The sequence below is a fragment of the Litoribacillus peritrichatus genome (genome assembly GCF_039537985.1).
GTDB classification, from domain to species: Bacteria; Pseudomonadota; Gammaproteobacteria; order Pseudomonadales; family Litoribrevibacteraceae; genus Litoribacillus; species Litoribacillus peritrichatus.
On record NZ_BAABBN010000004.1, the window covers coordinates 21,757 to 43,449 of the forward strand.

The window sequence follows — 21,693 nt, forward strand, 5'->3', positions numbered from 1 at the left end:
CTTTCAATATGAAGGGGTATCGAACGTTGGCTTAGCCAGCGGGCTTTTTGTTACACTTGTCCTTCGGCCGTGTGATTACCACCACGGCAGTTGATGAATTTGAAAAGGTTGCCAGAGGTTTATGGAATTTCAGGATAAAGCACAATCAGAAGATGCATCGGTTGGGTTTCAGATGCTGAGTAATATTCGCATTGTGATGGTTAATACTACCCATCCTGGAAACATAGGTGCTGCTGCCCGTGCAATGAAAACCATGGGATTGTCGGAGTTGGTGTTGGTTGAACCTAAGCGACCGATTGATGATGAAGCCATTGCGCGTTCGTCCGGGGCAACCGACGTACTCGAATCTGCTCAGATCGTGCCTTCACTTGAAGAGGCTATTGAGGATTGCGGGTTGGTGATTGGCACCAGTGCCCGATCGAGAAGTATTCCTTGGCCACTATTAAACCCAAGACAATGCGCGGAACAATCCGTACTGACATCAAAACGACAAAAAGTTGCAATAATATTTGGTCGTGAAGACCGGGGATTGACTAACGAAGAGTTGGCGAAATGCAATTTTCATGTACATATTCCGACGAATCCGGATTACAGTTCGCTGAATATCGGAGCGGCGATACAGGTGATTTGTTATGAAATGCGAATGGCCATTGAGCTGCAGGTAAGTGGCGATGAACAGCTCTGGGGGGTTGAGTGGGATAGGGAACTTGCTTCCAGTAAAGAGTTGGATGGTCTGATAGATCATCTGGAGCAAGTAATGGTGACTTCTGAATTCTTGGACCCTGAGAACCCAAGATACATCATGACCCGGATGAGACGGTTATTTAATCGCGCTATGCCGGATAAGGTTGAAGTGAATGTATTTAGGGGTATTCTTTCTTCTATCACTAAAAAACTGGGTCGGTAGTGTTATCGAAGCGTTGGTGCTGAGTATTTCAAGCACCCGTTGTTCGTAGTACAAAATTAAGCAGGACTCTATAAGTAGTACAATATAAGCGTGATGCACGTGGCTTTTGAAAGCTGGAGTAAGATAGTGAGCACTATGATGATCAGCGTAAATATGGAACCGAATCGAACCTTAGTTTGTCCTACTGCCATGGTAGGGCGATGTTGTTGCTCTTGATGATAAAAAATAGCTAAGCACAAAAAGTCGTACAAAATTCAAGAAGAGATCAACATGTTTAAACGTCTGAGAGAAGATATAAATAGTGTTTTTGACCGTGACCCGGCGGCACGGAATTCGTTTGAAATTTTAACTAACTACCCTGGCGTACATGCCGTTATGTTTCATCGGGTATCTCATGCCTTTTGGAAAAAAGACCTGAAATGGTTTGCCAGAAGTGTGTCGAACATTAGTCGATTCGTGACCGGCATTGAAATCCATCCGGGGGCTACCATTGGTCGTCGCTTTTTTATTGACCATGGCATGGGGGTGGTGATTGGTGAAACCGCCGAGATAGGTGATGATGTCACCCTTTATCATGGTGTGACTTTAGGTGGTACGACCTGGAATAAAGGCAAACGCCACCCGACGCTGGAAGACGGCGTGGTCGTGGGGGCCGGGGCTAAAGTTCTTGGGCCGATAACCGTGAAATCGGGTGCCAAAATTGGCTCAAACTCCGTAGTCACCAAAGATGTACCTGAAGGCGCTACCGCTGTGGGGATTCCTGGCCGGATCATTCGCAAGCAGGACAAATGCAATGACGAGGCTGAGCAACGCAGAAGAGCGATCGCCGAGCGAATTGGTTTTGTTGCATACGGTGAGACGCAAGATGCAAATGACCCAATTGCTCAGTCCATTCGCGGTCTGCTGGATCATATCTTGGCAGTGGATCACAAGCTGGAGTCTATGTGTCAAACGCTTGAGAAGCTTGATAGCAGTTATCACGATGAGGCACTACCAGAGCTGAACCCGGAGGACTTTGAAGGGGTGACAAGTGAAGACAGTCCTTCTGAGGTGGTTGCTGATATTCTGGCTGACGAAAAACGTAAAAACATATAGTTAAGCGTTGAATGCATTCCATTTGTGGAAAAAGTGACTTTTGCTTTTTTCACAGGTAGAATGCGCCGAATTCTAATAAACAGAGACTTTCTGTCTTTGTTTTCATCTTGCTGTTGTGTTGAATACCTGAGTAAACCATAAGGTCTTATACTTGACTATTTTTGTCAGGTATTAGATAATGTCACTCTCTATTTGTATGTGAATTATCTCAATGAGGTTGATTGAATGCGTTTGACAACCAAAGGTCGCTACGCAGTTACAGCAATGCTGGATCTGGCTCTACACGCTGACAAGGGGCCGATCAGTTTGGCTGATATTTCTCAGCGTCAAGGTATTTCTCTTTCCTATCTGGAACAACTATTTGCCAAACTGCGTAGAAATGGTCTGGTGGGCAGTGTTCGTGGTCCTGGTGGCGGTTATCATTTAAGTCGCGAAAGTTCTGAGATATGCATTGCTGATGTGGTTGATGCCGTAAGTGAAAAGGTCGATACCACTCGATGCGGCGGAACTGGCGGGTGTCAGGATGGCGATGAGTGTTTGACGCATCATTTGTGGCAGGACTTGAGTGATCAGATTCATGATTTTTTGAGTGAAATATCCCTTGCCCAGCTGGTTGCTAAGCGAGAAATTCAAGCGGTTGCAGAGCGACAAGATCTGAAACAGCGTAAAGAACAAAAGAGTAATGTCATTGCTTCTGTGTAGGCAATTGGCAGTGATCACAAATTTAGAAAAGTCGTTGAGTATGTGATTTATGCGTACACCGATATACCTTGATTATGCGGCATCGACACCGATGGACCCGCGAGTTGCTGAGCAAATGAGTGACTGTCTGACGATGGAGGGGAACTTTGGAAACCCTGCCTCTCGTTCGCATAAATACGGTTGGTTGGCTGAAGAGGCGGTAGAAGTTGCTCGCCTCAATATGGCTGAACTGATTAATGCCGATGCCCGTGAGATTGTGATTACTTCGGGAGCAACCGAGTCGGACAATCTGGCGCTTAAAGGCGCTGCTCATTATTATTCAAGTGCCGCTGGTGGCGAAAAAGGTCGTCACATTATTACTTCGGCTTATGAACATAAAGCCGTTTTGGACAGCTGTAAGCACCTGGAGTCAGAAGGTTATGAGCTTACGTATTTGGTTCCTGATGCCGATGGCTTAATCTCTGTTGAATCTGTGCGGAACGCACTTCGGGCTGACACAATTCTCGTCTCAATTATGCACGTCAATAACGAATTGGGCACAGTGAATGATGTGGCTGAAATCGGTCGTTTGTGTCGTGAACGGTCTGTGGTGTTTCATGTGGATGCAGCGCAGAGTGTCGGTAAAATACCCGTTGATGTACAGGCCATGAGTGCTGATCTGCTTTCTGTTTCTGCTCATAAATTGTATGGCCCGAAAGGCATCGGTTGTTTGTATGTTCGCCGCGATCCATCCATTAAAATTGAGGCTCAAATACATGGCGGCGGTCATGAACGAGGTATGCGATCAGGCACGTTACCGACCCATCAAATAGTGGGTATGGGCGCAGCTGCCAGCATTGCCCGCGATGAGCTTGAGCAAGAAATGGCGGTTCTTTCAACATTAAAAGACCGATTATGGAATGGCATTAATGAGCTTGAAGGCGTTCAGCTGAATGGCTCTTTTGAACAACGTATTCCTGGTATCTTGAACATCAGTTTCGAAGGCGTGGATGGGGAAACCTTATTGATGTCTCTGAACGATTTAGCTGTCAGTACGGGGTCTGCCTGTACTTCTGCGACGGTCGAACCTTCTTATGTTTTAAAAGTCCTGGGCTTGAAGGATGAGTTGGCTCACGCGTCGATTCGGTTCTCGATCGGGCGCTTTACCACGGAAGAAGAAATTGACTACACCATTGATAAAGTAGTGGGTGTAGTAAAACGCCTAAGGGCGTAAGACCGAGAGGTCAGAAAAATTAGTGGTTCGTTGGGTCTGAGGTTGAAATGAATCTACGACTGAACAGCGAACCAATTATTACCATGGTTATCCCTGCTAAATAGGGGAGTAGTTTGATGACTGAAGAAATTAACGAGTTAATCAAGAACGAATACGAAGCTGGCTTTGTGACTGATGTGGAATCAGAAACGTTAGCGCCGGGTTTGAATGAAGACGTTATTCGTTTTATTTCCAAGAAAAAGAATGAGCCTGAGTGGTTGCTGGAGTGGCGACTGAAAGCACTTCATGTCTGGCAAGAGATGGAGGAGCCAAAGTGGGCGCATGTGAACTATCCGGAGATTAACTTTCAGGATGTATCCTACTACTCCGCACCAAAGAGCATGGATGATCGGCCGAAATCGCTGGATGAAGTTGATCCTGAGTTACTTAAGACTTATGAGAAACTTGGTATTCCTTTGCATGAGCAGGAAGCGTTAGCCGGTGTTGCTGTTGATGTGGTGTTTGACAGTGTTTCTGTTGCAACCACCTTCCGTGAGAAGCTGAAAGAAGCGGGCGTGATTTTCATGCCGATCAGTGAAGCTGTGCATGAACATCCTGAGCTGGTTAAGAAATATCTGGGAAGCGTCGTTCCTCAAAAGGACAACTACTACGCGGCGTTGAATTGTGCCGTTTTCAGTGACGGTTCTTTTGTCTATATCCCGAAGGGCGTTCGTTGCCCGATGGAGTTGTCCACCTATTTCAGAATCAACGAACAAAATACCGGTCAGTTCGAGCGAACGTTAATCATCGCCGATGAAGGCAGTCATGTCAGCTATCTGGAAGGCTGTACCGCGCCAATGCGGGATGAAAACCAGTTGCACGCCGCTGTGGTCGAATTGGTTGCGCTGGATGACGCAGAGATTAAGTACTCCACTGTGCAGAACTGGTATCCGGGTGATGCAGAAGGTAAGGGCGGTATTTATAACTTCGTAACCAAGCGCGGAATTTGTCACACCAATGCCAAAATCTCCTGGACTCAGGTTGAGACAGGTTCTGCGGTTACCTGGAAATACCCAAGTTGTGTATTGAAAGGTGATAACAGCATTGGCGAGTTTTACTCCGTCGCGTTGACGAACAACTATCAGCAGGCGGATACCGGCACCAAGATGATCCACTTAGGAAAAAATACTAAGTCGACCATCATCTCGAAAGGCATTTCGGCGGGTAAAAGTCAGAATGCGTATCGCGGCTTGGTTCGAATGAATCCGGGGGCGGCAGGTGCTCGTAATTACACTCAGTGTGACTCATTGTTAATCGGCGATAAGTGTGGCGCGCATACGTTCCCATATATCGAAAGTAAACATCCGAGTGCTGTGGTTGAGCATGAGGCGACGACGTCAAAAGTGAGCGATGATCAACTGTTTTTGTGTCAGCAGCGTGGCATTGACGTTGAAAAAGCCGTGTCCATGATCGTGAATGGTTTCTGTAAAGAAGTATTTAAAGAGTTGCCGATGGAATTTGCCGTGGAAGCCGGCAAATTATTAGAAGTTAGCCTTGAAGGCTCCGTTGGTTAATCTGGTTTGATGAGATATAGAGAGATTATTAATGTTAAGCATTAAAGACTTGCAGGCAAAAGTTGAAGAAAAAGACATCATCAAGGGTCTGAATCTGAATATCAAACCAGGTGAAGTGCACGCGATAATGGGGCCAAACGGTGCTGGTAAAAGTACGTTGGGTAATGTGCTTTCTGGTCGTGAAGGGTACGAAGTTACCGGTGGTACTGTTGAGTTTAAGGGTAAGGACTTACTGGAGTTTGAACCCGAAGAGCGTGCTCGCGAAGGCTTATTTCTGGCGTTTCAGTATCCGGTAGAGATTCCTGGTGTTTCAAATCTTGAATTTTTAAAAGCGTCGGTAGATGCCGTTCGTGAACACCGTGGCCAAGATCCTTTAGATTCTGTGAGCTTTTTGAAGTTGGCTCGTGAGAAGTGTAAAGCGGTCAATTTGGATCAGAACTTCCTGAAGCGTGGTGTGAATGAAGGTTTTTCTGGTGGTGAGAAAAAGCGCAATGAAATCATGCAAATGATGTTGCTTGAGCCGTCGCTGTGTATTCTTGATGAAACTGACTCTGGCTTGGATATTGATGCTTTGCAGGTAGTTGCTGATGGGGTGAACTCTCAGCGCAGCCCGGATCGTTCTTTCATCGTGGTAACACACTACCAAAGACTGCTTGACTACATAGTGCCGGATTATGTGCACGTGTTAGCAAACGGACGTATCGTAAAGTCCGGCGGCAAAGAGTTGGCGCTGGAGCTTGAAGAGAAAGGCTATAGCTGGATTGATGAAGAGGTGGTTTAAGCTATGACAGATGTAGCAACGCAAACCTTCGATTATGCATCTCAAGCATTGGCTCTGGCTCAGAATATTGATGGTCCGGACTGGCTTGCCGATTTAAGAAAAGATGGCCAGCAGGTTTTTGAAGGTCATGCATGGCCAACACGAAAAACAGAGCACTGGAAACACACCAGTTTAAATGCTTTGACGAAGCAAGATTACTCGAAGCTGGCAGGCACAGGCGCGCTGTCTCTGGACGACTCAGAAGCTCAGTTGCTTTATCAGATTGCTGACCTGGAAGCTTTACAGCTGGTGTTTGTGAATGGCCATTTTTCGGAAGCTTTGTCTTCCGATATCGCGCTTGACACAGTAGAAGTTGTTCGCTTTTCACAGGCCAATGACACTCAGCAAGCTGTGATTAAACAAAACCTGGGTAAGATTACCGTCAATGACGAGCATTTATTCAGTGCTCTGAATGCAGGTCAGCTCAGTGATGGTGTCTTTATTCGTTTTCTAAAAAATAAGAAAACGGATCAGGTTATCCAAGTGGTTCACTTGACGACTTCCGGGCAAGCGAGTTTTTCTGTTAATGCTCGTTTATTGGTTGTTGCAGAAGCGGGCTCTCAGGGCACTGTTTTGGAGAGTTTTGTTTCTGATTCCGGTTCACAAAGTGCTCTGGTTAACAGCCTGACTGAATGTCGTATTGAGGATAATGCCAAGTTATTTCACTATCGCTTGCAGTTAGAACAAGAAGACATTGTTCATATTGGCGGTATGCATGTACAGCTGAATGCGGGTAGCCAGCTAGAAAGCTTCCATGTGGGGCTGGGCGGAAAGGTTAAGCGCGTTGATGTGGTGGTGAATCACGAAGGCTCAGGAGCACATTGTGACCTGAAAGGTGTGTATTTACCGCAAAACAGCCAGCATATTGATTATCACACTTGCATTGAGCATAAGGTTCCGCACTGTACGACCGATGAGGTTTTCAGAGGCATTATGGCGGACCAGGCCAAGGCGGTGTTTAATGGCCGTATTCATATTCATCCGGATGCGCAGAAAACACTTGCGCAATTAAATAACAGAAACCTTCTGTTATCGAACAAAGCGGAAATTTATACCAAGCCTGAGTTGGAAATTTACGCTGATGATGTTCGTTGTGCGCATGGGGCAACCATTGCTCAGTTGGACGATAAGGCGATGAGCTACATGTTGTCTCGCGGGATATCTCGTCAGGAAGCGGAAGTGATGATGAGCTTTGGGTTCATCAATGAGCTGCTAAATGACCTGGCTCACCACCCGATTCAGGAGAAGCTTCGTCCTATTTTGGCGGAATTGTTTGGTAAGGATGACTCTTTAACGAGGCACATATTATGATTGAAGCCGTTGCTCAAGAGGCACCAGTAACTTTGGATCTGGATAAAATCCGGAAGGATTTCCCAATCTTGCATCAGCAAGTGAATGGGCACCCATTGGTGTATCTGGACAACGCTGCTACGACTCATAAACCCCAGATGGTGATAGATGCATTGGCGGATTATTATTCTGTCAATAACTCGAATGTCCATCGCGGTGCTCATGCACTAAGTGATCGCGCCACGCAAGATTTTGAAAATGCCCGGGGTAAAGTACAGAACTTTTTGTCGGCTCGGTTTTCAGAAGAAATTATCTGGACTCGCGGTACCACAGAAAGCATCAACCTGGTTGCTCAAACCTATGGCTCAGAGCACGTAAAAGCAGGCGATAATGTAATTATCACAGCGATGGAACACCACTCTAATATTGTACCTTGGCAGATGCTGTGTGAGCGTGTGGGCGCAGAGCTTCGCGTTATTCCGGTGAATGATGCGGGTGAAATGGCGTTTGATGGCTTCCTGGAGTTGCTGGATGAAAACACTAAGTTTGTTTCAGTGGTCCATGTATCGAATGCCTTAGGCTCTATTAACCCGGTTAAAGAAATCATCGCCGAGGCGCATAAAGTTGGCGCTAAAGTGTTGGTTGATGGCGCTCAGGCAGTCGCTCACTGGGAAGTGGATGTTACGGACCTCGATTGCGATTTTTACGTCTTCTCAGGTCATAAATTGTTTGGCCCGACAGGCATTGGTGTGCTGTACGGTAAGAAGGCACTGCTTGAAGCGATGCCTCCGTATCAATTTGGCGGAGAAATGATCGAGCAGGTCAGTTTCTCAGGTACGACGTTTAATAAATTACCGTACAAGTACGAAGCGGGTACCCCAAACATTGCCGGCGCTATTGGACTGGCGGCTGCCATTGATTATTTATCTGGTTTGGATCGTCATGCATTGGCTGCTCATGAAGATGCCTTGCTTGAAAGGGCGAAGCAGCGAGCGGCAGAAATACCAGAAATTCAGTTGGTGGGCACAGCAAAGAATAAGGCAAGTGTGTTGAGCTTTTTAATTAAAGGCGCGCACCCGCACGACGTTGGCACTTTGTTGGATCAACAAGGTGTAGCTGTTCGAACAGGCCATCATTGCGCTATGCCGATTATGGAGCAGTATTGCATTCCTGGCACAGTACGAGCGTCGTTTACTTTCTATAACACGCTCGAAGAAGTTGATGCTTTGTTTGATGCGATCAACAAAGTAAAAATGTTTTTGTTATAAACCATTGGAAAGAAAACCTATGACAGTGGAATCCTTCTCACCTGAAGAGTCTGTACTTACCATTACAGATGCGGCGGTCAAGCATCTATCGGCTCAGATAGCCCGCACTCACTCTGCTGGGCTGCGTTTGGCGGTTAATGAGAGTGGCTGCTCCGGGTACATGTACGAATTGAATTTGATCTCTGATCCTGCGGAAGATGATCATGTGTTTAAGTTGGCGGATGGTGTGACTTTGTACGTAGCGACCGATGCTTTACCCATGATTCAGGGGACGGAAATTGATTACCACACGGAAGGGTTGAACAGCACCATCAAGTTCAATAACCCGAATGCCAAAGCTTTGTGTGGTTGCGGCGAAAGCTTCACTGTCTAATTAGTCTTTTTGCGATAGGTTGTTTATGGAACGTAGAATGGTCGCCACAGTGCGTGATTGTCCGGCTCGATTGGTACCGGATGGCACGCGCATAACTATACCGTCTGGCACGTTTGTCACTATCACTCAGTCTTTGGGTGGCAATTATACGGTGACGGTGAACGGTAATATGGCTCGAATTGATGGCACTGACGCTGAAGCGCTGGGGTTACAGGCGGAAGAGCTTGTTTTCGAGGCGGTTTCGGGCAGCTCAATTCAGGAAGAACATGTTTGGCAGGCACTTAAAACCATTTATGATCCTGAAATTCCGGTAAACCTCGTGGACTTAGGGTTGATATATAAAGTCTCTATCGATCAGGATGCAAAGCTGGTGACTGTGGATATGACGCTCACAGCGCCGGGTTGCGGAATGGGGCCTGTTTTGGTCAGCGATGTTAAATACCGGGTAGCGAAAGTGCCGAACGTCAGTGAGGTGGCTGTGGAATTGGTGTTTGACCCTCCTTGGCATCGAGACATGATGAGCGAAGAAGCTCAGTTAGAAACCGGAATGTTTTTCTAGTTTTAATTAAGCAGCTTAGGCTGCTTTTTTTATGTTTATTGGTTTTCATCGAGTTGTGAGAGCAGAGAAAGTTGAAAAATTGCTTAAGAAACGGTTAAATGCGCGCTCTGAGTAAATAGTGAACAGGTTGTAGATATGTCGAATCCATTTGGAACTGAAATTACCCCGGAAGAAATTGTCGATACCCTTGGCTTCTTCGACAGCTGGGAAGATCGCTATCGCTATATTATTGATTTGGGTAAGCAGTTGCCTGAAATGGATGACGCAAAGAAAACAGAAGACCGTATTGTCAAAGGTTGTCAGTCTCAGGTTTGGATTGACCACTGGGTGGAAGATGGCAGGATCATGTTGAATGTTGACAGTGATGCTCATATCGTACGCGGTTTGTTGGGGGTTGTTATGAGTGCTTACAACGGCAAAACGCCTACTGAAGTGCTGGCTTTTGATATCGAAGGATTTTTTGAAGAGCTGGATCTGATAAAACATTTAAGCCCGACACGCGGCAATGGCCTGAGGTCGATGGTTCAGCGAATTAAAGCCCTGGCAGAAGCGCATTCCTGATGAATGCTTTATAAATTTGTTAAGTGGTTATCTTTATTGAAAAAATACCGGATTTAGTCCGGTATTTTTTTGCCTATTTCTGTTTCTTTCCTACGCTTAGTTGGATCTTAAAACGATAAGGAGTCATCGAGTGGAAACGTACGTCCAAGAGTATATTATTCCGTGGGGGATAAATTTAGGGCTGGCAATATTGGTCTTTTTTGTCGGTAAATTGCTGGTTCAAGTGACCTTATCGGTAGTGAAGCGGGTGATGCAACGCTCGAATGTCGATGAGATTCTGGTTGACTTTATCGCCTCGATTCTCAAGATGCTGCTGATGTTGGTTGTGGTTGTTATCGCCCTGGATCAGTTGGGGGTGGACACCACATCTTTGGTTGCTCTGGTTGGTGCTGCCGGTCTGGCCGTGGGCTTGGCGTTGAAAGATTCGCTTCAGAATTTCGCGGCAGGTGTGATGCTGGTTTTATTCAGACCATTTAAGATGGATGACTTTGTTGAAGTTGCCGGAGTATCCGGCGTTGTTGAAAAAATTACTATATTTTCAACAATGATTCGAACCGGAGACAATAAGCAAGTAATAGTGCCTAATGGCGCGATTTACTCCGGTACTATCATTAACTATTCAGCGAAGGAGAATCGCCGTATTGATTTGGTGATAGGTGTCAGTTACGAAAGTGATGCAATCGAAGCCAGATTGATTCTTGAGTCTATATTGGTTGGGCATCCTCAAGTGCTTAAGGACCCAGCGCCTGTTGTTGCTATGGTGGAGTTGGCCGACAGCAGTGTGAACTTTAACGTCAGGCCCTGGGTGCGTTCAGAAGATTATTGGGGAGTGCGAGCAGAGTTATTGGAAACGATCAAATGCACTTTGGATCAAAAAGGCATTTCTATTCCTTATCCGCAAATGGATGTTCACCTAAGCAAAGAAGGATAATTCTTTCATTTTTCTTTCTTATTGTTTGCACGGTTGAACGGTAACTTAGGCGTTGAAAGTCTGGAACCCTAAGTTTCCTACCCTTTGTTTGCCTGGATAGCTTTACATATTAATTGTGTAAGTCGCTGTGCCAGGCTTTTTTTATTGGGAAACAGCTTTTATCTTTGGCTGTGCTAATATTTATTCTAAGGTTTTGCGCTTTTTGAACGCTAACCAACGTATTGGGTATGCTTTATTGAGCCATTCATTGATTAAAAGGCACTGTTTGTAATGAAATGGATAACTTTTTGTGTTGAAGATGAGGATTATTGTCATCAGGTCAGTTCAGTGAAAGAGGTGCTTCGTTATGAGGAGCCTGTTCCTGTGCCTGGTGCGCCAGACTTCGTTGCCGGAATTATCAACGTACGAGGTGAGGTGATGGTGGTGTTAGATACTCGAACCATCATGGGGTTGCCTCCGTTTCAGATGACCGATGCCAGTCGTGTGATTTGTCTTGAGTTGCCAGAGGGCAACTTCGGGTTGTTGGTGGATTCTGTGTCTGAAATGATTGATTTTGAAGATTCGCAGCTGGATCAGGGCGCGCAGCCGACTATGACGGGATCTTCGATGATGATCAAAGGCACTTACAAAGACGAAAAAGGCCTTAAAATTGCGATTGATGTGGATACCTTTGTGGCTAACTACATTGAAGAGCGTACAGCTGCAATGGCGTAATCTTCAGCGAAGATTTATCAGACTTTACTAAAGGCCTGTTGGGCCTTTTTTTGTATTTCAGAAATAAACCGTCCTAAATGTTCGATAGTCGTCTGATTGTTTAAGAAACGAGTCTTGAATCACTGGTAATGGTTGTCTTATCTGACGTATAATCCGCTCGATTTTTTAGACAGCTAAATACATTTTTCAGAGGAATTATTCCATGGCGGTAGAACGCACTCTTTCTATTGTTAAACCAGACGCAGTTGCAAAAAACGTAATCGGTAAAATCTATTCTCGTTTCGAAAGCAATGGCCTTCAGATTGTTGCAGCGAAAATGGTTCAGCTGTCTCAGGAAAAAGCAGAAGGTTTCTACGCTGAGCACAAAGAACGTCCTTTCTTTAAAGACTTGGTTGACTTCATGACTTCTGGTCCTGTTTGTATTCAGGTTTTGGAAGGCGAAGGCGCAATCCTTAAGAACCGTGACCTAATGGGCGCAACGAACCCTAAAGAAGCTGAAGCTGGCACTATCCGTGCTGATTTCGCTGAAAGCATCGACGCAAACGCAGTACATGGTTCAGACTCTGAAGCATCTGCAGCGCGTGAAGTTGCTTACTTCTTCGCTGACGAAGAAATTTGCGCACGCTAATATTGCTTGTGTAAAAACTGAGCCGGGGCTTTACGCTCCGGCTTTGTGCTTTTTATTTCTATCGCATTTCTTAAACACTACAGTCAATTAAGACCGTAAATCCTGGCCTAAAGGTGAGTCACTATGAATACCTCTTCTGAAATCATCACGTCTGATAAAACCACCTCTTCAGAGGACTCTGTAACGAAAGTCAATCTACTGGGATTGTCTCTCGATAAAATGATCGAATTTTTTGAAAGCATCGGGGAAAAGAAATTCCGCGCTGTTCAAGTGATGAAGTGGATTCACCAATACGGCATCGACAATTTCGATGACATGACCAATGTTGGCAAAGCGCTAAAAGCTAAGTTGGCTAAGGTGTCTGAAATTCGCCCGCCGGAAGTTGTTTTTCATGACTTTTCTGACGACGGTACTCGTAAATGGGTAATTCGGGTTGAGGGTGGCAGTTGCGTCGAAACGGTTTTGATTCCAGCTAAAGACAGAAATACCTTATGTGTGTCTTCTCAGGTCGGATGCTCTCTGGATTGCAGCTTTTGCTCCACTGGTAAGCAAGGCTTTCAGCGGAATTTAACCGCAGCAGAGGTGATTGGTCAGCTATGGATTGCCTGTAAATCATTCGGGGATCGTGATCCTTCCAACCCGCGTCCTGTGTCAAACGTGGTCATGATGGGGATGGGAGAGCCATTGTTGAATTTTGAGAACGTGGTAGATGCCATGAGTCTCATGATGGAAGACAATGCGTACGGTTTATCCAAGCGGCGGGTAACTTTGAGTACGTCTGGCGTGGTGCCTGCTCTTAAAGAACTGGGGGATCGCACCGATGTGTCTTTGGCGATTTCTTTGCACGCGCCTAATGATGAACTGCGTAACGAATTGGTTCCAATTAATAAGAAATACCCGATTTCAGTCTTGTTGGACACTTGCCAGGAATACCTCGATAAATGTGATGATAAGCGTGGCATAACCATCGAATACACAATGATTGACGGCGTTAATGATACGCCTGAGCACGCAAAAGAACTGGCGAAGGTTCTGCGTAGAATCTCGTGTAAAATCAACTTGATTCCGTTCAATCCTTTCCCGAATTCAGGTTATCGCCGCTCCAAACCGGAAGCTGTGAGCCAGTTTCATGCGTATCTTAACTCTGTTGGTATTATTACAACGGTACGTTCTACTCGGGGTGACGATATCGATGCTGCCTGTGGACAACTTGTCGGGCAAGTAGAAGACAGAACGAGACGCAGCGCAAAATATCAAAATGCGGCGCAGTAATTTTAGTGATTAACCTGCTGATAAATAAGTTAGTTGTCATTTGGGCTAGTAACTTCGGTGATGAAGCATATACACTGTCACACAATCCAGATTACGATAGTTGAGGAAGTGAAATGTACCGGGAATTGAAATCCAACTTGAAGAAGCGAAGCTTAACTCGTTTTCTGATTTTGATCGTTGCGTTTACATTTTTATCAGGGTGTACCGTTGTTGAAACTTACTCGCGTTTTACGGATAAAAAAGATCCTGAGAAGTCCATCGAATATCATGTAAAAGCGGCATTTTTGCATTTACAGCACGGTCATACGGAACCGGCAAAACAAAAGCTGAATGAAGTTTTGAACGAAAGGCCAAACCATCCTGCAGCACTGGCAGGGATGGCCTTAGCGTTGGAACGCGAAGGTGAGCCGGAAGATGCTGAAAGCTATTATCGTCGCTCGATCAAAGCAGACCCGGGCTATACCCGTGGTAAAGAGCTGTTTGGTGCGTTTTTGTTTTCTCGTGGCAGATATCAGGAAGCACTGAATCAGTTTGAGGAAGTGACCAGAGACAAACTATACGAAAATCTGGCGGTTGCTAACTTGAATCTTGGCTTATGTGCAATACGTTTAGGCCAAAAAGAATTGGCCCGGGAATCATTCGAAAAATCCGTCACGATTAACTCGAAGCAAACGAAGCCTTACATTCAATTAGCAAAATTGAGCTATGAGGAGCAAGACTATCGGTTTGCTTCGAGATATTATCGTGTTTATGAAAAGAATTTAGGTGCGGTTCAGAACTATACGCCTGCTTCTTTGATGTTGGGCTATCGGATTGAAAAGGGCGCTAAGCGAGATGACATAGCCAATCGCTATATCTTGCTCTTGGCGAAACTTTACCCTAACTCATCCGAGTATGCCGCGTATTTGAAAACCCAATCAAAAACTAATGATGTAAGCACTACCGTAAAGGGTAAGGAAAGCTAACTATGGCGGATGACCAGACAACGGAAGTAACCACAAAAAGTACTTTACCTGTCGGGAAGATCTTAGCTTCGGCGAGAACTGAGCAGGGTTTGAGCACGGATATGGTGGCTGCAAGGTTGTGCCTGACAGAAAGCTACATTAAAGCGCTTGAGAATGGCAATTATGCTGCACTGCCTGGTGATACCTTTATTCGTGGTTATTTAAGAAATTACGCTGATATGGTTGGCCTGAACGGTGAAGAGCTGGTCAGGCTTTACCTTGAGCAGCAAGGTAAGACCAATGAGGAAGAAGCGGCCCGAATTAAGGCAGAGAAAAAAGAAAACCGAAAAGCAGTGAACCCGTTATTGATTCTTGCTGTTTTGGTCGTTGTTGTTGGTGTGTTGATTTTCACTTTGGTGGACTTCGAAGAATCTCCGGCTGAGCCTGAGAATGCACCTTCGGCAGAACAAGTGGAGACCTCTCTGAACGACCAAGCGCTGGAAAGTGTCGAATTAACCAGTGAAGTTGATAACAGTGATGCAGCAGAAAGTGCTGTTGATGTGGTTGCCCCATCGGTTGATACAGAAGCACAGGAGGAGACGGAACCAGCTACCCCTGCAGCGCCGCTGGAAACAACTCAAATTACGTCAGTGGTTGAAGAAGTACAGCCTGTAGTTGAGTCCGTGCTCGATGTTCCGGCGGATGACCCAACGGCTGATTTGCCAAAGGATACGTTGAGTTTTACGTTTATGGGCGATTGTTGGTATCAGGTTATTGATGCCACAGGTACAAAATTGGCTGAGCGCTCCAAATTTGCGGGCGACTCTTCCGAGGTTGAAGGGGTTCCACCTTTTACTGTCACTATTGGTGATACCACGGTGGTGAAGTTGGCTCATAACGGAAATGCGGTTGATTTATCGCCTTATTTCCAGAAAAAGACGGCAAGATTTAAACTGGGTAACTAACTTATCCTGAATTATTAATTAGGTTTACACAAAGTCATTGTAATGAATAAAAATCCTGAATCCCCGATTAAGAGAAGAAAGTCACGTCAAGTGATGGTTGGTAATGTTCCTGTAGGTGGGGATGCGCCTATTGCGGTTCAGAGTATGACAAATACTGAAACGACCGATGTAGCCGCAACCGTTGCTCAAATCAAAAGTTTGGAAGATGCAGGTGCAGACATCGTTCGGGTTTCGGTACCGACCATGGACGCCGCAGATGCTTTTGCGGAAATACGTCGTCAGGTCAATATTCCTCTGGTTTCTGATATTCACTTTGATTACAAAATTGCACTGAAAGTCATGGAACTGGGGGTTGATTGCTTGCGCATTAACCCGGGAAACATTGGCCGTGCAGATCGTGTACGCCAGGTGGTTGATTGCGCCAAAGACAAAAATATTCCGATTCGGATCGGTGTAAATGCTGGCTCTTTAGAAAAAGACTTGCAGCAAAAGTATGGTGAACCAACGGCTGAAGCCTTGGTTGAATCTGCATTCCGGCACATTGATATTCTGGATAAACTGGATTTTCAAAATTTCAAAGTCAGCCTGAAAGCCTCTGAAGTCTTTATGACGGTGGACGCCTATCGCAGAATCGCAAATCAAATTGAACAACCGCTGCATTTAGGCATCACAGAGGCAGGTGGTTTCCGAGGCGGCACCGTAAAATCTTCGGTTGGCCTGGGTCTTCTGTTGATGGATGGTATTGGTGATACGATTCGGGTATCGCTGGCGTCGGACCCGGTCAATGAAATTAAAGTCGGTTATGACATTCTAAAGTCGTTGAAACTGCGAACGCGGGGCATCAACTTTATTGCTTGTCCGAGTTGCTCTCGTCAGACTTACGATGTGATCAATACGATGAATGAATTGGAAACCCGTCTTGAAGACGTAATTGTCCCGATGGATGTTGCTGTAATCGGTTGCATTGTAAATGGCCCGGGCGAAGCGAAAGAGGCGGATATCGGGTTGGCCGGTGGTGCGACTGCAAACCGTGTTTATATCGACGGCAAACCTCATGAAAGACTGAATAATGAGACGTTAGTGGATGACATGGAACGCATGATCCGGGAGCGGGCTGCGGCCAAACAAAAAGAGTTGGATGAACTGATTGCGAAAGCTTGATTTGGTTTGAATCCTAAAAGTTTAAGAATGTATTTTAAGTGGTTTTTAAATAGTTATTAAGTAGTTATGTCTGATGGCGTTTTGATAGACGCGTCAGTTGAGAGAGGTTATTTTGGCACGTATTAAAGCCATTCGAGGCATGAATGACATTCTGCCTGGTCAGACGCAGGTTTGGCAGTATTTGGAAAGCACCGTGAAGTCGGTGCTGGATTCTTATGGGTATCAGCAAATTCGTATGCCGATTGTAGAGCAGACGGATTTATTCAAACGCTCTATTGGTGAAGTGACTGACATCGTTGAAAAGGAAATGTACACCTTTGACGATCGTAATGGGGACAGCTTAACGCTTCGCCCTGAAGGCACCGCCGGCTGCGTACGGGCAGCGGAAGAGCATGGTTTACTATACAACCAAACACAACGCCTTTGGTATAACGGCCCAATGTTCCGTTATGAGCGTCCACAGAAAGGCCGCTATCGACAGTTCCATCAGATTGGTGTTGAAACCTTTGGTATGAATGGCCCGGACATTGATGCTGAAGTGATTTTGTTGAGCGCGCGTTTGTGGAAAAAGCTCGGTATTCTGGATTCGGTTGAATTGCAGATCAACACGTTAGCATCCAATGAAGCTCGTGCTGAATACAAAGCCGCACTGGTTGAGTATTTGAGACAGCACGTTGAGCGTTTGGATGAGGACAGTAAACGTCGTTTAGAAACAAACCCTTTGCGTGTTCTGGACAGTAAAGATTCTTCCACGCAAGAGGTGCTTAAAGATGCCCCGAGCTTGATGGATCATATTGATGAAGAGTCCAAACAGCACTTTGAGGAGCTGTTGGCTCGTCTTGAAGCCGCTGGCATTCAGTACGTTGTGAACCCTAAGTTGGTTCGTGGCTTGGACTATTACTGTAAAACAGTTTTCGAATGGGTTACTTCGTCGTTGGGTGCACAGGGCACGGTTTGTGCCGGTGGTCGATACGATGGTTTGGTGGAACAGTTGGGCGGTCGACCAACACCTGCGGTTGGTTTTGCAATGGGTATTGAGCGCCTGGTGTTATTGCTTGAGACGTTGGATGCGATTCCTGGGTCTGTCACTCAAACGGTTGATGTTTATATGACTAGCATGGGCGATGCAGCAAACCAAGCGGCTATGACTTTGGCAGAAACCTTACGTGAAGCGTCTTCCAAGTTGAGAATTCAGCTTCACTGCGGTGGCGGTAGTTTTAAGAGCCAAATGAAAAAAGCGGACAAAAGTGGCGCTCAGTTTGTGATTATTCTTGGTGATCAGGAAGTTGAAACACAAATGGCTGCGGTCAAAGATTTGAAAGAGGGTGAGCAGGAGTCTGTTGCTTTTGCTGACTTGGCGCCGTATTTGGAAAGTAAGCTCAGCTGAGTGTTGAGTTTTCGAGAATAACCATTGGAAAGAATATTAGGAGAGGGATTGTGGATTACGAAGAGTTTGAACATAGCACGGAAGAAAAAGTAAAGCGTTGGTGGGATGAAAACGGGAAAGGCTTGATCGGTGCTGTGGTTGTGGGCATTGCGGCCGTTTTCGGTTGGGATCAATACCAGAAAAACGACCTTGCACAGTCGGAAGCGGTGTCTGCGCAGTTCCAGAACCTTTTGGAGGAGCGTTTGGCATTGCCATACGATGCTTCTGAAGAAGAGCGCAGTGAAGTGTTTGAATTAGCGAAAAATCTTCGTGCAGATCACGCAGGCAGCTCATATGCGGTTTACGCTGACATGATGATGGCAAAATTGGCAGTAGAATCGAAAGATTTTGCTTTGGCTGAAAGTCATTTGAAACAGGCGTTTCAGGATGCTCCAACATCTGAATTAAAGCAGCTGGCAAACCTTCGTTTAGCTCAGGTTTTATACGCTCAGAATAAAGATGATGACGCTTTGGCGTTGTTGCCTGCAGACCAGGAAGGCGCTTATGGTGCAAGAGGTCTGGAATTGCGTGCTGATATTCTATTGGCGAAAGGCGATAAAGCCGAAGCCCGCTCCACGTATGAAAACGCAATCGCACAAGCCGGTATGTCTGGGTTACCAGTGGATGTACTTGAGCTTAAGCGTAATGATTTGAATGAAGTTGTAACGGCTGAGACGATCAATTAATGAAGGCTTTTCTTAAACATGCAGTCGCTTTAACTCTGTTAGCGGGTGTTGTTGGTTGTAGTTCAACGGACGAAAATGAAGCCGCCTTACCTGCAGAGCTGGTCGACTTTACGCCAGTGATGGAAGCGGATGTTGTTTGGGATCGCTGGGCGGGGGATGGCACTGAAGGCAAATGGCTGCAATTAAAACCGGCAGTTTCTGGTGATTCGGTGTTTGTGTGTGACAGTGATGGTGATTGTTATAGCTATGACCGACACACTGGCGATAAACAGTGGCACACAGATGTAGATCTTCGTGTTTCTGGTGGTGTTGGTGCCGGAAACGGTTACGTTGCACTGGGCACGTTGGATGGAGAATTGGTTGTTCTGAATGCTGAAGATGGCTCAGAAGCGTTTCGGAAGAAACTGACCAGTGAAATTTTATCCAGCCCAGGCATCAAAGATAATTTGCTCGTTGCTCAGGCTCAGAATGGCCACGTTTATGGCTTCAGTTTAGAAACACAGGAGCAAATCTGGCATTACGATGCAAGCTTACCTTTGTTGAGTCTGCGAGGCACGGCTGACCCGGTCATCACTGATAAAGTGACCTATGCTTCTTTTGCAAACGGCAAGGTGGTTGCGCTAAGTAATGACAGTGGCTCTACCCTTTGGGAAAAACGTATTTCGATCCCAAGTGGTAAGTCTGACCTCGAGAAATTGTCGGATGTAGACGGAACACCATTCGTTACTTTTGACACTATGTATGCTGTTGGTTTCAACGGTTTTATTCGTGCGGTAGATCTGTTTTCAGGACGAACGCGCTGGCAAAAAGAGTTTTCTTCTTATGTCGGCCCAGGGTTTGGTTTTGGCCAGGTGTATTTGTCTTTGGATAATGGGCACCTAGTGGCGTTGGATGATCGCTCAAGTTCGGTTAACTGGAAATTAGAAGACTTGTCGAACCGTCGTCTTACTAAACCAGTAACGATGGGGAACTATGTGATTGTTGGAGACTTTGAAGGCTACCTTCATTTTGTTTCACAACTTTCAGGCACGTTTGCAGATCGTATAAGAATTGACAGTTACGGCTTAATCTCAGACCCAGTTGTAGTTGGTGATATGTTGTATATCTACTCCAGTGATGGAACGCTGGCCGCAGTAAAAATTCAGGAAGATTCCTAATCGGAGAAGATAATGGATCCAGTGATAGCCCTTGTTGGCCGTCCAAATGTTGGTAAATCGACATTATTTAATCGCTTGACCAAAAGTCGCGATGCTTTAGTCGCAGATTTTTCAGGCTTAACCCGTGATCGTAAATACGGTCATGGCCGTCTCGATGATCGTCGTTTCATGGTGATCGATACAGGTGGTATCGCTGGCGATGAAAAAGGCGTTGATCAGGAAATGGCTCGCCAATCCATGTTGGCGATGGAAGAAGCTGACATCATATTGTTTTTGGTTGATGGTAAAGCTGGCCTAACCGTTGGCGACGAAGAAATCGTAGAACATCTGAGAAGTACCCACAAGAAAGCTTGGTTGGTTGTTAATAAAACCGACGGCATTGACCCTGATACGGCGATGGCAGACTTTTATGGTTTGGGGCTTACGGCTGAACCTTTCCCTATTGCGGCTTCTCAGAATCGCGGTACACGCTCTCTGATGGAAGAAGTGTTTGAGTACTGGGATGGTTATTTACAATCTTTGGTAGACGATGGTGAGTTAACGGCAGAAGAGCTGGATGGCAGCTCCAGCGCAGAGACCCGAGGCATTAAGATCGGTGTGGTTGGGCGACCTAATGTTGGTAAGTCTACATTGGTGAACCGGATGCTCGGTGAAGAGCGTGTGGTGGTGTATGACATGCCGGGCACCACCCGCGATTCGGTTTATATTCCATATGAGCGTTATGGCAAAGAGTATACTTTGATTGATACGGCGGGTATTCGCCGTCGTAAGCACGTTAAAGAAGTGGTTGAGAAGTTCTCGATCATTAAAACGATGCAAGCGATTGAAGACTCAAACGTAGTTGTGTTGGTGATCGACGCTCAGCAAGGATTGGTTGAACAAGACTTGCATTTGTTAGGCTACGTAATTGAAGCAGGCCGAGCCTTTACCATTGCGATCAACAAGTGGGACGGCTTGGACGAAGAAAAAAAAGACAAAATCAAAAGCGAGATCGACCGTCGGTTGGTGTTCTCTAATTATGCTGATATTCACTTTATCTCGGCGCTGCATGGCAGTAATGTGGGTAATTTGTACGGCTCTATTGAGGCAGCTTACAAAGCGGCAATGGGTAAGTGGTCAACGAATTATTTGACACAAATTCTTGAGGATGCCGTTAAGTCGCATACGCCACCGGTGGTGAAGAATCATCGTATTAAGCTCAGATACGCTCACTTGGGGGGCTCTAACCCGCCAAGAATAATTGTGCATGGCAATCAAACCGATAAACTGCCAAATTCTTACAAGCGTTATCTGGAAAATACCTTTCGCAAGGTTTTGAATATTGTGGGTACGCCTATGATGTTTGAATTTAAGACGGGCGACAACCCGTTTGCGAATAAGCGTGATACCAGAACGCCAAGACAAAAACGCAGTGATAAAGATGAAGTTGCGAAGCGTCTGGTGAAAAAAAGGTTGAAAAGAAAATAAA

At 45.8% G+C, this 21,693-nt stretch carries 22 protein-coding genes; all 22 read left to right on the plus strand.

Translation table 11 applies throughout. The features are described from left to right. Positions 1–121: 121 nt before the first annotated feature. The 22 genes from trmJ (at position 122) to der (ending at position 21,692) form a co-directional block, all read left to right on the plus strand. A complete protein-coding gene (gene trmJ / locus ABD744_RS01305; protein WP_344794650.1) occupies positions 122–907 on the plus strand; it encodes a tRNA (cytosine(32)/uridine(32)-2'-O)-methyltransferase TrmJ in 786 nt (261 codons plus the stop codon). Between the two features lie 270 nt (positions 908–1,177). Further along, positions 1,178–2,002 (plus strand): serine O-acetyltransferase, encoded by an 825-nt coding sequence (gene cysE / locus ABD744_RS01310; protein ID WP_344794652.1) that lies wholly within the window; start codon positions 1,178–1,180, stop codon positions 2,000–2,002. 225 nt (positions 2,003–2,227) lie between these two features. Further along, positions 2,228–2,704 carry a Fe-S cluster assembly transcriptional regulator IscR gene (gene iscR, locus ABD744_RS01315; RefSeq protein ID WP_344794654.1) on the plus strand — a complete coding sequence of 159 codons (477 nt, stop codon included), beginning with the start codon at positions 2,228–2,230 and terminating at the stop codon, positions 2,702–2,704. A gap of 49 nt (positions 2,705–2,753) precedes the next feature. Further along, the gene (locus ABD744_RS01320; protein WP_344794656.1) at positions 2,754–3,917 is read left to right on the plus strand and encodes an IscS subfamily cysteine desulfurase; all 1,164 of its coding nucleotides are present in this window, start codon (positions 2,754–2,756) and stop codon (positions 3,915–3,917) included. Between the two features lie 116 nt (positions 3,918–4,033). Beyond that, the gene (gene sufB / locus ABD744_RS01325; protein ID WP_344794658.1) at positions 4,034–5,470 is read left to right on the plus strand and encodes a Fe-S cluster assembly protein SufB; all 1,437 of its coding nucleotides are present in this window, start codon (positions 4,034–4,036) and stop codon (positions 5,468–5,470) included. A 40-nt stretch (positions 5,471–5,510) separates the two neighbouring features. Continuing rightward, complete coding sequence (gene sufC / locus ABD744_RS01330) at positions 5,511–6,251, plus strand: Fe-S cluster assembly ATPase SufC (RefSeq protein WP_425562146.1); 741 nt, start codon at positions 5,511–5,513, stop codon at positions 6,249–6,251. Between the two features lie 3 nt (positions 6,252–6,254). Beyond that, positions 6,255–7,601: a Fe-S cluster assembly protein SufD gene (gene sufD, locus ABD744_RS01335; RefSeq protein ID WP_344794662.1), complete on the plus strand. Its 1,347-nt coding sequence runs from the start codon at positions 6,255–6,257 to the stop codon at positions 7,599–7,601. Next, positions 7,598–8,848 (plus strand): SufS family cysteine desulfurase, encoded by a 1,251-nt coding sequence (locus ABD744_RS01340; RefSeq protein WP_344794664.1) that lies wholly within the window; start codon positions 7,598–7,600, stop codon positions 8,846–8,848. Before sufD ends, ABD744_RS01340 begins: the two co-directional genes overlap by 4 nt. Before the next feature lie 19 nt (positions 8,849–8,867). Beyond that, positions 8,868–9,221 carry a HesB/IscA family protein gene (locus ABD744_RS01345; RefSeq protein WP_344794666.1) on the plus strand — a complete coding sequence of 118 codons (354 nt, stop codon included), beginning with the start codon at positions 8,868–8,870 and terminating at the stop codon, positions 9,219–9,221. A 25-nt stretch (positions 9,222–9,246) separates the two neighbouring features. Continuing rightward, on the plus strand, positions 9,247–9,780 hold the full coding sequence (sufT, locus tag ABD744_RS01350; protein WP_344794668.1) for a putative Fe-S cluster assembly protein SufT: 534 nt from the start codon (positions 9,247–9,249) through the stop codon (positions 9,778–9,780). A gap of 135 nt (positions 9,781–9,915) precedes the next feature. Continuing rightward, a complete protein-coding gene (locus ABD744_RS01355) occupies positions 9,916–10,341 on the plus strand; it encodes a SufE family protein (RefSeq protein WP_344794670.1) in 426 nt (141 codons plus the stop codon). A gap of 130 nt (positions 10,342–10,471) precedes the next feature. Beyond that, entirely contained in the window at positions 10,472–11,272 is an 801-nt protein-coding gene (locus ABD744_RS01360) for a mechanosensitive ion channel family protein (RefSeq protein WP_344794672.1), read from the plus strand. Positions 11,273–11,542: 270 nt separating this feature from the next. Beyond that, the gene (locus tag ABD744_RS01365) at positions 11,543–11,986 is read left to right on the plus strand and encodes a chemotaxis protein CheW (protein ID WP_344794674.1); all 444 of its coding nucleotides are present in this window, start codon (positions 11,543–11,545) and stop codon (positions 11,984–11,986) included. A gap of 202 nt (positions 11,987–12,188) precedes the next feature. Further along, positions 12,189–12,614, plus strand: coding sequence for a nucleoside-diphosphate kinase (gene ndk / locus ABD744_RS01370; protein ID WP_344794676.1), 426 nt, complete (start codon positions 12,189–12,191; stop codon positions 12,612–12,614). Between the two features lie 123 nt (positions 12,615–12,737). Further along, complete coding sequence (rlmN, locus tag ABD744_RS01375) at positions 12,738–13,886, plus strand: dual-specificity RNA methyltransferase RlmN (protein ID WP_344794678.1); 1,149 nt, start codon at positions 12,738–12,740, stop codon at positions 13,884–13,886. 113 nt (positions 13,887–13,999) lie between these two features. After that, the gene (pilW, locus tag ABD744_RS01380) at positions 14,000–14,851 is read left to right on the plus strand and encodes a type IV pilus biogenesis/stability protein PilW (RefSeq protein WP_344794680.1); all 852 of its coding nucleotides are present in this window, start codon (positions 14,000–14,002) and stop codon (positions 14,849–14,851) included. A 2-nt stretch (positions 14,852–14,853) separates the two neighbouring features. Further along, positions 14,854–15,795: a RodZ domain-containing protein gene (locus ABD744_RS01385; RefSeq protein ID WP_344794682.1), complete on the plus strand. Its 942-nt coding sequence runs from the start codon at positions 14,854–14,856 to the stop codon at positions 15,793–15,795. 42 nt (positions 15,796–15,837) lie between these two features. Next, positions 15,838–16,956, plus strand: coding sequence for a flavodoxin-dependent (E)-4-hydroxy-3-methylbut-2-enyl-diphosphate synthase (gene ispG, locus ABD744_RS01390; protein WP_344794684.1), 1,119 nt, complete (start codon positions 15,838–15,840; stop codon positions 16,954–16,956). Between the two features lie 109 nt (positions 16,957–17,065). Next, on the plus strand, positions 17,066–18,343 hold the full coding sequence (gene hisS / locus ABD744_RS01395) for a histidine--tRNA ligase (RefSeq protein ID WP_344797693.1): 1,278 nt from the start codon (positions 17,066–17,068) through the stop codon (positions 18,341–18,343). A 50-nt stretch (positions 18,344–18,393) separates the two neighbouring features. Next, positions 18,394–19,068: a YfgM family protein gene (locus ABD744_RS01400; RefSeq protein WP_344794686.1), complete on the plus strand. Its 675-nt coding sequence runs from the start codon at positions 18,394–18,396 to the stop codon at positions 19,066–19,068. Continuing rightward, entirely contained in the window at positions 19,068–20,225 is a 1,158-nt protein-coding gene (gene bamB / locus ABD744_RS01405) for an outer membrane protein assembly factor BamB (RefSeq protein ID WP_344794688.1), read from the plus strand. Before ABD744_RS01400 ends, bamB begins: the two co-directional genes overlap by 1 nt. A 12-nt stretch (positions 20,226–20,237) precedes the next feature. Further along, positions 20,238–21,692: a ribosome biogenesis GTPase Der gene (gene der / locus ABD744_RS01410; RefSeq protein WP_344794690.1), complete on the plus strand. Its 1,455-nt coding sequence runs from the start codon at positions 20,238–20,240 to the stop codon at positions 21,690–21,692. Position 21,693 lies beyond the last annotated feature (1 nt).